Origin of the sequence: Bacillus cereus ATCC 14579 (assembly GCF_000007825.1) — a bacterium.
GTDB lineage: Bacteria > Bacillota > Bacilli > Bacillales > Bacillaceae_G > Bacillus_A > Bacillus_A cereus.
Map to the genome: position 1 here is coordinate 2,053,348 of NC_004722.1, position 13,301 is coordinate 2,066,648.

Here is a 13,301-nt window from a genome sequence, read left to right on the forward strand (position 1 = left end):
CCTCCGAAATTTATTCGATAACTGTATTATACAGGAATATAAGTATTCTAAAAACAAGCCAAGGCAGTACAATCCTTGACTTGCACGATTAAATAAAGCATTCAATTATATTTTTTCATCGTTGCATTGTCCTTTTGTATAAAACAATCTAAAAGGGAATAACCAGCTATTAAACTAATAATCGTAACAAAAGTTGTATTTATTAGAATAATATTAACTAAATAAGGTAGGTATTCGGCAAGTGGTGAAAAGAGTAGTGCTGGGGAAAAGGAAATGAATAGTGTAGGCACTGTAATAGCAATAAATTTATCCGGTTGAAAGCTCCAGTTTTGTTTACTCGTTTCGCGATTAATAGATTGAAGGAATCGTAATAAAATGCCAACTATAAGAGGGAAGAGTGTAAAGTAGAATAATCTTGGATAAACGTTAAAGTTCACTTGTGCATCTGTATCTAAATAAAATTGAATTTTTACTCCTACAAATAATAATAAGACGATAAATAATGTGAAGCAGAGGTATAGCATCAATTTTTGCATTATATTCCACCATCCTTTACTCAAAATATATTCAAAAAAAGAAGAGATATACAATAACTACTGTTGTATATCTCTTCTTTTACTGTTAGTTAATAGTGGAGTTTGCTTTTTCTTGCTTCGTGAAATAATCAATAATGCCCATTGCGCTAATTTCTATATCTAAATGTAAAATATTATAAACGGAATGATCTGATGGAACGTTTAACTTTGTAAGATGAGAAGAGATTTTATCCATTAACAAAGTTTGTAAAGCTTTAGTCGCTTCATTCGAAATCATTATACTTGTCAAAGACTTCCTTACCAGTCTGAACGAAAATAGGTAGCCAATGTTCCAATTGATTGTATACTTCTGTAACATGAGAGGATGCGCCGTAATGACCGAAATAAATAGTATCTACATTCATGCTTTGAATGTGATTTTTAGAAGCAATCATCGCATCTGGTTGGAATTGTGAAGGGGGACGTTGATGGTAGATATAACTCTACATCAACGTCTGCGAGTTCTCTATAATAAATTCCAATTGTATCGCCAGTAAAAATCCCGTTTGTTAATGAATCGTGAATGCTAATATGGTGCTTCGCATGTCCTGGTGTATCATAAAATGTAAGGGTGGCGGTCTTTTGCAATTTTTAACATATCACCATGTTGTACAATATGAACACGTTCTTCTTCAATTGGAAGAATTGGGTCAAAGAGTTTATCGAAATCTTCTTTGTAGACAGCTTTTGCACCTAAAATAAGTTTTGTTGGATCAATCATATGACGAGCACCACGAGAATGCACATATAACGTAGCATTTGGGCACTTTTCCATCATTAAACCAGCTGCGCCAGCGTGATCTAAATGCACATGTGTAACGATAATGTTTTTAACATCGTTTAAATCAATATGTAATTGTTGTAAGCCGTCTAAAATATACGGAAGAGAAGGGGCTGCACAAGTTTCAATTAAAGTAATATCGTCACCTAATAAAACGTACGTACCTGTTCGTTCATTATGCTGTAAATCGAAATCATCAATAAGATATAGGTGAGAAGATAATTGCTCTACTTTTTTCATAGTTACCACTCCTTATATACTGCATGTTTTTATTATACGCTAAAATAGAAAAAAGGCAGAAAACGAAGCTCGTCTTCTGCCTTTTTGTAATATTATTATTTCGTTTGTTGTTTATTAACAGACATAATGAACAGTCCAACAATCCCGCCTACTAATGGAAGCATAATCTCTCCTGCTAAATTAAAGTAGGAGCTTAAGAATAAACCATTTACATCGATTACCCAGCCAGTAACATACAATAACATCATATATAGTACGAAATAAAACTCGCGATTTGAAATCGTTTCATGTTGTGCAGTTTTCATAATGAACACCATCCTTTTCTTTTATAATGGAATATAAACTGTCACATTTTGTTCACAATTCAATTGTAAAACTTTCCATCATAAAAGTCTAGTAGTTTGTGTCGAATTTTCGAACAGAAATAAAGCGCTATCATTACAACTTATAAGTACGTAATAAGAGCTGTATATTCACGAATGTAGTATAGTATAAACATAGAATGATAGTGAAGAGAGGGGCAAAGACAATGACAGTTTATGATTTTTCAGCTAAAACAATTACAGGTGAAGAAAAATCGTTAAAAGATTACAAAGGAAAAGCACTTCTTATTGTCAATGTAGCTAGCAAATGTGGTTTCACACCACAATATAAAGGATTACAAGAGGTATATGATAAATATAAAGACCAAGGACTCGAAATACTCGGATTTCCTTGTAACCAATTCGGGGGACAAGAACCAGGTACAGAAGCGGACATTACTAGTTTTTGTGAATTAAACTACGGTGTAAACTTCCCGATGTTTGCAAAGGTTGATGTGAAAGGTGATAAGGCTCACCCTCTATATACATACATGACAGAACAAGCACCAGGTTTACTTGGTATGAAAGCAGTGAAATGGAATTTTACGAAGTTTTTAATCGGAAAAGACGGGAAAGTAGTAGGGCGTTTTGCTCCGCAGACGAAGCCGGTAGATTTAGAGGTTGAGATTGAGAAGGTGCTTGGAGAATAATTAGGAGTTTCACTTTATTAAAAAACGTCTCAAAGAACAATGTAGTTCTTTGAGACGTTTTCTTTAAACTCACATTTTCAAGATTAAATAACTGTATCAAAGCCATCTGATTTAGGTAGAGAAGCTGCTTTTTTCATAAGCACTTCCCATAAGTGTACAGATTTCTTCCATTCTTCTGCAGCCTGCTCCTGTTTATACATAGCGTTCTCATAACTGGCAGTAAGTTGTTGCATATCGGCCGAGTTGTAAAGTGTATCGATATGGAGAGCGTATTCTCGGAATGTTTGACTTTCACTCCGTGGTATGCCAATTCTCGCAAATTGTTTTAAAAGTGCACCGTAAGCTTTTTGATAAACAGCATCATTTTTTCGGTATTTATAGAAATGAATAATAAGAAATGTCATCCAGTTCATTCTAGTGGTGAAGAGAATGTATCCTATAATACTAATTAGTATCGTAGAGAGGAATACGTACCACCAAGAAAAACTAGTTTTAGAATTTGTGACCTTTTTAGTAGAAGCTTCTTCTGTATTTTCTATTAAACTTTTAAGTTTTGCTTCATTATTTCGTTGTTGTATTTGCTCGTTATTAGAATTATTTGCTTCGCTATTTTGTGAAATAGGAGCAGGCGTATTATTTATAAAATTATAGGGATTGGTAAATCCTTTTGTTGGTTCGAATGGAATCCATCCGTATCCTGGGAAATATACTTCGACCCAAGAGTGTGCGTTATCGTTCTTGATTGTATAAACATCCGCACCTTCTGCAGAGGCAAGTGTATTGTCAAGAGTTCCTTCTGTATAGCCTTTTACCCAGCGAGCAGGAATCCCTGCAGAACGAAGTAGTACAATCATAGACGTCGAAAAATTATTACAGTAGCCGCTTTTTGTATCGAAAAGGAATTGATCTACATAATCTTGGCTTTTGGCAGGGAATAAGACATTCGTTGATTCGTATGTAAAAGAGTTGTCTGTGAAGTAATTTTCAATAGCTAATACTTTATCATATCGGTTGTCTTTATCATTTGTAAGATTGACAGCCAAGTCTTTTACGCGCTGTGGTAATGACTCGGGAAGTTGTGTGTACTTTGTCATAAAATAAGGGTTTGTTTCTTGACCTTCATTTGTTTTTACAGCTTTCAAGTTTTCTATGGAAAACTCAGGGATCTCATATGTTACTTTATACGAATGTAAAGTAGTAGAAGAGTCTTCATTCATTGTATAAATTTTTTCTGAAAACGGGTCAACACTGTATGATACATCAGAAGAAGCCTCAACTGATACTAATCCTGCTGGATAGGTAAGGTGAGGGTAACTTTTTTGCATGGTAATTGTTGCCTCAGTCGTTTCCGTTTTTGTATTTTGTTCGTACCAGCTTACGACGTCGTTTTTATTTTTAAAAGAAATCTTTTTCGGATTTTCAGAAATTTCCCAGCCTTTTCCTGTATAGAAATCTTTTGTTTCTACTCTCCAATAGTGTTTGTTTTGCGTTCGTGCTGTGAAAACAATTGTAGGATCCGCCTTAAAAGGACCACCTAATCGCGAGTCATCTAAACCATACCCAATTGTAGAAACTTTTTGTTCTTTACTTGCTTCAGATGTGTTGAATTTTAAAAAATCCATTGGGTTTGGCCATTGAGGGCCAAATTTTGGAGCAAAGTATGCGATGGTTGCTAATAATACAATAAATATTGTAAGTGGTCTAAGTAATTTTGAGATTTCCCTAGCATAATTTTGTAAGTGTTCACGCTCTTTTATTCGTTCTACTTGAAGAAGACTAAGCATAAAAAATCCGATGACAACAGTTCGAATAATAGCGTAGTTTGCATTGTATAAATGTAAGTTATGAAAAGTTGCGATATAAATAATAGTCAATACAAGAAATAGAAACCCACGTTTTTTATGAATAATCCAAAATGAAGTGAAAGAACTCAAAAACCAAAATGAGAGAAAAAATAAAACGGTCGGAAAAACTGGAGAAATATCTAGTAAATTCCCTTGGAAAAATAGGGAGGAATTTCGAGACATATCAGAAAAGAATGTTGTTAGCCAAGATAGATTTATAAAAGCATTTTTATAATATAGGGAATGAATGATAAATAGGACTGTGATAATTTTTATTGGAATCTGCCACCTCGTCTGAAAAAAAGAGAGAGCGAAGCAAATTCCTATAAATGTTACGAAAATATCTAATCTACCTACATTTGTAATGCCTATAAGAGGTCTTAGCCATTCTAGTAAAAGAAGAAATACACATGCATGCATAAAGAATCTGTTCGTATCCCACTTGTATTTTGTTTGTAATGTTATCATTTGCTCACCTCAAAAAACACGTTTGTATACCGGTTTTCATAAACCGTGTTTACAAATATTTGTCGTTTTTTTAGAGTTTCTATTATACTGATTTCTCGGTGTGAAAGTTGATTCGCTTTTTCTTTCACGACAAAAACCATACATTTTCTATTTTTTATAGCAGCACAATCAGCCGCCTTTTGAATATCGGGAGAAAGATTACTGGTCACGAGTATACCCGTGACGGGCTCATAAATTTTTTTTAGTTCCATGTCTACACTCTGGGAGAGCGGGAATACACTGTCTGCTTGCACTTTTGCTAAATGACAAAGGATTTGTTGTAACTGCGTATCTCCATTGTCTAAAGGGAAGATACTTTTTTTCTTCTCCGATAGACACGAATGATGCTGGTGAATTTTGTTTCAAGACAGCCCTTACGATAGAGGCAGTAAATGTGACGACTGATTCGAATAGAGGAGACTCGGTTCTGTCTATGAATATCATGACATTATGGCTGCGCTGCTGTTCAAACTCTTTTGTCATAATATTGTTTGTTCGTGCAGTTGCTTTCCAATCAATCCATGAAAAGCGATCACCAGGTTTATAGTCTCTGACACCGACAGAGATTGTAGAGTCTTTTGCTGAATTTATATTTGCTGAAAGCGCTCCTTGTTCGAAATGATTTTCCAATTGTCGATATGCTATATCTACATACTGGGGATAGACTAAAAATGTATCTGGAACTGAAAAAGTTACTTCTTTCTCTATCATGCCGAATAAATCGCCGGTTTTGACACGAACGCTTGAAAAAGTGTGCTCGCCTCTAGGGATTGTGTCAATAACATATTGAAACGAAATATTTCGTTTCAATCCTGGGAAGAGTACTACCTTATTCATCTTTGTTTGTTTACAACTTATAAATTGTGGTGGCAGTTCATCTTCTATAACTAAATAAAGTAAGGGAAAAGGAAATTTTCTTTTTATTGTAATCGTGCTTACAAATTGTTCTCCTACTACATATCCATTTTGGTTTGTTATTCGCTTTACTTCAGCGTCCCGTAAAGCGTAGAAGGGGAGTAGTAGCGAATAAAGAGCAATGGGAATTATGCTGTAAAACAAAAACCAACTGACAAACCCGCCTTGAAACATAGCGTACATAAATGTTAAGACTAGGCATAAAGGGAGTAGCAATAACTTTATAACGTGATATAGCGCTCGCAGCATTCGTTTCATCAAGGGTTCATCGTCCTTTGAGTAGGCACGGTAGTTCGTGCAACGATTTTTGCGATAACTTGTTCGCCAGTTATTCCTTCAAATTTTGCTTCCATTTTTAGAATGAGTCTATGTGCTAAAACGTAAGGAGCTAAAAATTTAACATCGTCTGGAATAACATAATTCCTGCCATGGATAAATGCATAAGCTTGTGAAGCTTTCATTAAAGCAATCGAGCCACGTGGACTTGCACCTAACTGTATAGAACTGTACGTACGAGTCTGATTAACAAGCTTTACAATGTAATGCTTAATTGCTTTGTCCATACTTACTACCCGTACGCTTTGTTGTAAATAAAGTAATTCTTGTATTGTAGTAATGGTTTGTAATTGAGAGAGTGGATTTGTTTTTTCCATCCGGTTTAAAATTTCAAATTCTTCCTCTGGTGTAGGATATCCCATTTTTAGTTTCAATAAGAAACGATCGAGCTGAGCTTCTGGTAGAGAATATGTTCCTTCATATTCGACCGGATTTTGTGTAGCCATGACAAAGAACGGTTTTGGTAAAGGTCTTGTAATGCCATCTATTGTAATATTGCCTTCTTCCATACATTCAAGTAAAGCAGATTGTGTCTTTGGAGATGTACGATTAATTTCATCAGCAAGTACAAAATTCCCCATAATTGGTCCAGGCTTGAACTCAAATTGGAGCTCTTTCGGATTATAAATAGAAACTCCTGTTACATCTGACGGCAATAAATCAGGTGTAAATTGAATTCGCTTATAATCAGCATCAATGGATTTAGAAAGAGCACGTACTAGCATTGTTTTCCCGACACCAGGAACATCTTCTAATAGCACATGACCTTCAGCTAAGAGAGCTGTCAAAGCTAAGATTGTTTCTTTTCGTTTTCCGACCATTATTTTTTCAATATTATTGATTATTTTTTCTACAGTGGGATGTAATGAATCAAGCTGGGGCATCGTAATCCTCCTAATGTTATTATCGTTTTCTAATCAATTTAGTGGACATATTTCTAATTCTATATGTAGATAGTAAAGGTCTAACTTAAATTATGAGAATATTCAGATTATTTATTTCAATTACATCTAGTATAATTGTTTCCGTAACTAAGGGCAATACAGTAAATAATGATTTGTAGTTTTATGTAAAATAAGACTCGATATAAAATAATAACATTGGGAAAAATATTTTTACATACAATTTATACTCTTTTCCTTATGGCAGTTTTGAAATAATATCAAAACTCTTTTTCTTTTGCAAAATAGTCGATACCTCAAAATACCATTCTCCTAATAATTAAGATTAACCATAATCTTCACAACGGAACACAAGATTTTCTCACAAACTTATTTTCTACTGAATTTTTGACAATCTCTTGAACTGTGCGAAATGTCACATCTGTATTTTACAACCTCTCTTATAGTAAGGGTATGTAAGAGAGACGTATTAAAGGAGTGAACAGTATGAAGAAAAAACCTTCAGCACTAATGAGACGTTTAAAATATTTTTCACCAATAGATCGTTATAACGATAATCATACACAAGAAACATATGAAGATCGCGAATGGGAAAATGTGTACAGAAAGCGTTGGCAGCATGATAAAGTAATTCGTTCTACACATGGCGTAAACTGTACTGGCTCATGTAGTTGGAATATATATGTGAAAGATGGAATTGTGACTTGGGAAGGACAGGAGCTTAACTATCCAACGACAGGTCCTGACATGCCTGATTTTGAACCACGAGGATGTCCACGTGGAGCGAGTTTTTCTTGGTACATTTATAGTCCGCTTCGTGTGAAATATCCGTATGTACGTGGTGTTCTTTGGGATATGTGGCAAGAAGAATTACAAAATAACGAGTCCCCATTAGGCGCTTGGAAAAGCATTGTGGAAAACCCTGAAAAAGCACGTACGTATAAGCAGGCGCGTGGTAAAGGGGGATTCATTCGTGCGAATTGGGATGAAGTGTTACAACTTGTTTCTGCTTCATTACTATACACAGTATTGAAATACGGTCCAGACCGAAATGTTGGTTTCTCGCCAATTCCAGCTATGTCGATGTTAAGTCATGCAGCTGGTAGTCGCTTTATGCAACTTATGGGTGGACCAATGCTTAGTTTCTATGATTGGTACGCAGATTTACCACCAGCTTCTCCGCAAATTTGGGGTGATCAAACAGATGTACCAGAAAGTAGTGACTGGTATAACTCTGGTTACATTATGACATGGGGTTCAAATGTACCGATGACGAGAACACCAGATGCTCACTTTTTAGCAGAGGTTCGATATAAAGGAACGAAAGTCGTTTCTGTCAGTCCTGACTTCGCTGAATCTACAAAGTTTGCGGATGATTGGATTAGTGTGAAACAAGGTACAGATGGTGCACTTGCGATGGCAATGGGGCATGTGATCTTACAAGAATTTTACGTAGATAATCAAGTGGAATATTTCACAAAGTATGCGAAGCAATATACTGATTTTCCTTTCTTTGTCACATTGAAACAAAAAGGAGATCAATTCGTTGCTGATCGTTTCTTAAACGCTGCTGATATTGGACGCGAAACGAAGTTAGGAGAATGGAAACCTGTTCTTTGGAACGAGAACACGAATGATTTTGCAACACCTCATGGCACAATGGGCTCACGTTGGGATAACGAAAAGAAATGGAACTTGCGTTTAGAAGATGAAGAAACAGGTGAAAAGATTGATCCACGTCTTTCTTTACTTGGAATGGAAGAATCGATTGGAACTGTACAAATTCCGTACTTCTCTGATGATGGAAACAAAGTATTAGAACGTACAATTCCAGTGAAAAAGGTTATGACAGAAGAAGGCGAAGTGTTCGTTACAACTGTATACGACTTAACGTTAGCAAATTACGGTGTGAACCGAGGGCTCGGCGGACAAGAACAGAAAGACTTCAATGATGATGTACCATTTACACCTGCATGGCAAGAGAAAATAACAGGAGTGAAACGAGAGCTAATCATTCAAATCGCTCGTGAGTTCGCACAAAATGCTGTTGATACGAACGGTCGCTCAATGATTATTGTCGGAGCTGGTATTAACCATTGGTTTAACTCAGATACGATTTATCGCGCAGTTTTAAATCTTGTACTTCTCGTCGGAGCACAAGGAGTAAACGGCGGTGGTTGGGCGCATTACGTTGGTCAAGAAAAATTTGGACCAGCGAAAGGGTGGCAAACAATCGCGATGGCAAAAGATTGGCAAGGGCCACCGAAATTACAAAATGGTACATCCTTCTTCTATTTCGTAACAGATCAATGGCGTTATGAAGATACACCTGTTGGACATTTAGCATCACCAGTGGAAGGAAACTCTCGTTATCAACATCATGGTGATTACAACGTATTAACTGCACGACTTGGCTGGTTACCTTCTTATCCGACATTTGAGAGAAATGGAATTGAATTATATAAGGAGGCTGTTGCTGCTGGTGCAACAACGCAAGAAGAAATCGGAAAATATGTTGCACAAAAATTAAAAGAAAAAGAACTGAAATTTGCGATTGAAGATCCAGATAACAAAAACAACTTCCCGCGCAACTTATTCGTATGGCGTGCAAATTTAATTTCGAGTTCTGGTAAAGGACATGAATATTTCTTAAAACATTTATTAGGTACAACAAACGGGTTAATGAATGACGACAGTGATTCATTACGACCAGAAGAAATTAAGTGGCATGAAGAAGCGCCAGAAGGGAAGCTTGATTTACTCATTAATTTAGATTTCCGTATGGCTGGAACAGCACTGTATTCTGATATCGTATTACCAGCTTCAACTTGGTACGAAAAACATGATTTAAGTAGTACAGATATGCATCCATTTGTGCATCCTTTTAATCCAGCAATCGGTTCACCGTGGGAAGCACGCTCTGACTGGAATATTTTCACTTCACTTTCTAAAGCTGTGTCAGATTTAGCAAAGAAAATAGATCTTGAACCAATGAAAGAAGTTGTTGCAACACCACTTCTTCATGATACACCGCAAGAATTAGCGCAACCACTTGGCAAGATTAAAGATTGGAGTAAAGGTGAATGTGAACCAATCCCGGGTAAAACGATGCCACAAATTCATGTTGTTGAAAGGGATTATAAAACGATTTATGACAAAATGACAGCACTTGGACCAAATGCCGGAAAACAACCGATTGGTACGAAAGGGATCTCTTGGTCAGCAGAAAAAGAGTATGAGCAATTAAAGAGCAAATTAGGAGTTGTTCGAACGGATACTATTGCGAAAGGTTGCCCAGACATTAAAGAAGCAATAAATGCTGCTGAAGCGGTATTAACACTATCTTCTACAACAAACGGTCATATGGCAGTAAAAGCATGGGAAGCACTTGAAAAACAAACAGATCTAAAATTACGTGATTTAGCAGAAGAACGTGAAGAGGAATGCTTCACATTCGAACAAATTACAGCACAGCCGAAAACAGTAATTACTTCTCCAGCATTTACAGGTTCAGAAAAAGGTGGACGCCGTTACTCACCGTTTACAACAAATGTGGAACGTCTTATCCCTTGGAGAACGATAACTGGTCGACAATCTTTCTACTTAGACCATGACATGATGAAAGAATTTGGTGAAACGATGGCAACATTTAAACCAATTCTGCAACATAAACCGTTCCGTAAATCACGGCCCGAAGTAGAAGGGAAAGAGATTACACTAAACTATTTAACACCGCATAATAAGTGGTCGATTCATAGTATGTACTTCGATTCATTACCGATGTTAACGCTATTTAGAGGTGGTCCAACTGTTTGGATGAATAAAGAGGACGCTGCTGAAGCGGGTGTTGCAGATAATGATTGGATTGAGTGCTTTAATCGTAACGGTGTTGTTGTAGCGCGTGCTGTTGTAACGCATCGTATACCGAGAGGAATGGCATTTATGCACCATGCGCAAGATCGTCACATTAACGTACCTGGTACGAAATTAACAAGTAACCGCGGGGGAACACATAATAGTCCAACTCGAATTCACGTAAAACCGACACATATGATTGGTGGATACGGTCAATTAAGTTATGGATTTAACTATTATGGTCCGACTGGGAACCAGCGCGATTTAAACGTTGTAATTCGCAAACTGAAGGAGGTAGATTGGCTTGAAGATTAAAGCACAAGTCGGAATGGTAATGAACCTAGATAAATGCATCGGCTGCCATACTTGTAGCGTAACGTGCAAAAACACCTGGACAAATCGTCCAGGTGCTGAATATATGTACTTCAATAACGTAGAAACAAAACCTGGCATTGGTTATCCGAAGCAATGGGAAGATCAGGAGAAATATAAAGGCGGCTGGGAATTGAAAAATGGTGAAATTCAGCTGAAATCTGGTTCGAAAATGAAACGTCTTATGAACATTTTCCACAATCCAGATCAACCAACAATTGATGATTACTTTGAACCTTGGAATTATGATTATGAAACATTAACAAATAGCCCACAGCGTAAACATCAACCAGTTGCTCGTCCGAAATCAGCAATTACAGGCGAATTTATCGACAAAATTGAATGGGGTCCAAACTGGGAGGACGATTTAGCAGGCGGACATATAACAGGATTACAAGATCCGAACGTAAAGAAAATGGAAGAAGAAATTAAAACAGATTTTGAAAACGTCTTTATGATGTATTTACCACGCATATGCGAACATTGTATGAATCCATCGTGCGTATCATCTTGTCCATCTGGTGCAATGTATAAACGTGAAGAAGACGGGATTGTACTTGTGGATCAAATTGCTTGTCGTGCTTGGAGATTCTGCGTATCATCTTGTCCATATAAAAAAGTGTATTTTAACTGGCAAACGAATAAAGCTGAAAAATGTACAATGTGTTTCCCACGTATTGAGGCTGGTATGCCAACAATTTGTTCAGAAACATGTGTAGGACGTATCAGATATATTGGGGTAATGCTATATGACGCTGATAAAGTAAAAGAAGCAGCGTCTGTTGAAGACAAAAAAGATTTATATGAATCTCAGCTTACTGTTTTCCTAGATCCAAATGATCCAGAAGTGGCAGCTGAAGCGAAAAAACAAGGCATTCCTGAAGAATGGATTAAAGCGGCACAACAGTCACCAATCTATAAAATGATTATCGATTGGAAAATTGCTCTACCTCTTCACCCAGAGTATCGTACAATGCCAATGGTTTGGTATATCCCGCCGCTTAGCCCAATTATGAATATGGTGGAGGGAAAAGGTAGTAACTGGCAAGCAGAAGAGATTTTCCCTGCTATTGATAATATGCGTATTCCAATTCAATATTTAGCGAATTTACTCACTGCAGGAGATGAATCACATATTCGTCTTACATTGAAAAAAATGGCTGTTATGCGAACGCATATGAGAGCAATGCAAATTAATAAAGAACCAAATGAAGCTGTATTAAAAGAACTTGGCTTAACGAAACAGGATGTAGAAGATATGTATCGTCTTCTTGCTATCGCAAAATATAAAGATCGTTTTGTTATCCCGACATCTCACAGAGAACAAGTTGCAGATTTATATAGTGAACAAGGAAGCTGTGGTTTAGCATTCGCAGGTGGTCCAGGCTCTTGTATGACAATTTCTTAAATAAAGGGGGCAGAAAAATATGAAACAAAGTTTACAAACTGCTTTTTCTTGTTCTTCATTCCTTCTCTCCTATCCTGAACTAGGGTGGAGGGAAGCTTTAACTGAATTACTAGAAGAGATTGAAGCGATTGAACAGGACGATGTTAAAGCTTCACTTGCAACATTTATAAAACAAGCGCTAAATAAAACGAATGATCAACTCATTGATAGTTACGTATATACATTCGATTTTGGTAAGAAAACAAATATGTATCTTACTTATATGAACACTGGTGAACAAAGAGAAAGAGGTATTGAATTACTAGAGTTAAAACAGCATTATAAAAAATCAGGTTTTGAAGTAACAGATAAAGAATTACCTGATTATTTACCGCTATTGCTTGAGTTTTTTGCAAATGCAAATGAGCAAGACAGTGAACCAATTATGAGTAAATACAAGGAGAACATACAAGCATTACACGTTCAGTTAAAAGAAGCAGGTAGTATGTATAAACCAATTCTTGCGGCTGTTCTACTCGCTATCGATACATGGGGTGTACAGACAAATTAGAAAG

General features: G+C 36.5%; 8 protein-coding genes and 2 pseudogenes. 4 read left to right on the plus strand and 6 right to left on the minus strand.

Going from position 1 to position 13,301, the window contains the following annotated elements:
- Window positions 1–101: 101 nt before the first annotated feature.
- The 3 genes and pseudogenes from BC_RS10580 to BC_RS10590 all read right to left on the minus strand — a co-directional run bounded on the left by BC_RS10580 (window position 102) and on the right by BC_RS10590 (window position 1,901).
- Window positions 102–536, minus strand: coding sequence for a hypothetical protein (locus tag BC_RS10580; protein ID WP_001170914.1), 435 nt, complete (start codon window positions 534–536; stop codon window positions 102–104).
- Between the two features lie 85 nt (window positions 537–621).
- Window positions 622–1,596: pseudogene (locus BC_RS10585) on the minus strand (MBL fold metallo-hydrolase).
- Window positions 1,597–1,691: 95 nt separating this feature from the next.
- The gene (locus BC_RS10590) at window positions 1,692–1,901 is read right to left on the minus strand and encodes a DUF3925 domain-containing protein (RefSeq protein ID WP_000844985.1); all 210 of its coding nucleotides are present in this window, start codon (window positions 1,899–1,901) and stop codon (window positions 1,692–1,694) included.
- A gap of 224 nt (window positions 1,902–2,125) precedes the next feature.
- Between BC_RS10590 and bsaA the strand changes: the two genes are divergently transcribed.
- Window positions 2,126–2,608, plus strand: a complete 483-nt coding sequence (bsaA, locus tag BC_RS10595) for a glutathione peroxidase (protein ID WP_000219440.1) — start codon at window positions 2,126–2,128, stop codon at window positions 2,606–2,608.
- A gap of 83 nt (window positions 2,609–2,691) precedes the next feature.
- Here bsaA and BC_RS10600 read toward each other — a convergent pair whose 3' ends face one another.
- The 3 genes and pseudogenes from BC_RS10600 to BC_RS10610 form a co-directional block, all read right to left on the minus strand.
- A complete protein-coding gene (locus BC_RS10600) occupies window positions 2,692–4,920 on the minus strand; it encodes a transglutaminase TgpA family protein (protein ID WP_000631786.1) in 2,229 nt (742 codons plus the stop codon).
- Window positions 4,917–6,132: pseudogene (locus tag BC_RS10605) on the minus strand (DUF58 domain-containing protein). Before BC_RS10605 ends, BC_RS10600 begins: the two are co-directional and overlap by 4 nt.
- Window positions 6,132–7,094 (minus strand): AAA family ATPase, encoded by a 963-nt coding sequence (locus BC_RS10610; protein WP_001135810.1) that lies wholly within the window; start codon window positions 7,092–7,094, stop codon window positions 6,132–6,134. Before BC_RS10610 ends, BC_RS10605 begins: the two are co-directional and overlap by 1 nt.
- A gap of 504 nt (window positions 7,095–7,598) precedes the next feature.
- Between BC_RS10610 and BC_RS10615 the strand changes: the two genes are divergently transcribed.
- From BC_RS10615 to narJ, 3 genes are read left to right on the plus strand one after another with little or no spacing between them, the layout of a single operon-like run.
- Complete coding sequence (locus BC_RS10615; RefSeq protein ID WP_000729051.1) at window positions 7,599–11,282, plus strand: nitrate reductase subunit alpha; 3,684 nt, start codon at window positions 7,599–7,601, stop codon at window positions 11,280–11,282.
- Window positions 11,272–12,747, plus strand: a complete 1,476-nt coding sequence (gene narH / locus BC_RS10620; protein WP_000692661.1) for a nitrate reductase subunit beta — start codon at window positions 11,272–11,274, stop codon at window positions 12,745–12,747. The genes BC_RS10615 and narH overlap by 11 nt, the downstream gene beginning before the upstream one ends.
- 19 nt (window positions 12,748–12,766) lie before the next feature.
- Complete coding sequence (narJ, locus tag BC_RS10625; RefSeq protein WP_000814217.1) at window positions 12,767–13,297, plus strand: nitrate reductase molybdenum cofactor assembly chaperone; 531 nt, start codon at window positions 12,767–12,769, stop codon at window positions 13,295–13,297.
- Window positions 13,298–13,301: the final 4 nt, after the last annotated feature.

Excerpts from the sequence above, each read along its gene's own strand:
- BC_RS10580 (WP_001170914.1), bottom strand. The coding sequence starts at position 536 with ATGCAAAAATTGATGCTATACCTCTGCTTCACATTATTTATCGTCTTA.
- BC_RS10590 (WP_000844985.1), bottom strand. The coding sequence starts at position 1,901 with ATGAAAACTGCACAACATGAAACGATTTCAAATCGCGAGTTTTATTTC.
- bsaA (WP_000219440.1), top strand. The coding sequence starts at position 2,126 with ATGACAGTTTATGATTTTTCAGCTAAAACAATTACAGGTGAAGAAAAA.
- BC_RS10600 (WP_000631786.1), bottom strand. The coding sequence starts at position 4,920 with ATGATAACATTACAAACAAAATACAAGTGGGATACGAACAGATTCTTT.
- BC_RS10610 (WP_001135810.1), bottom strand. The coding sequence starts at position 7,094 with ATGCCCCAGCTTGATTCATTACATCCCACTGTAGAAAAAATAATCAAT.
- BC_RS10615 (WP_000729051.1), top strand. The coding sequence starts at position 7,599 with ATGAAGAAAAAACCTTCAGCACTAATGAGACGTTTAAAATATTTTTCA.
- narJ (WP_000814217.1), top strand. The coding sequence starts at position 12,767 with ATGAAACAAAGTTTACAAACTGCTTTTTCTTGTTCTTCATTCCTTCTC.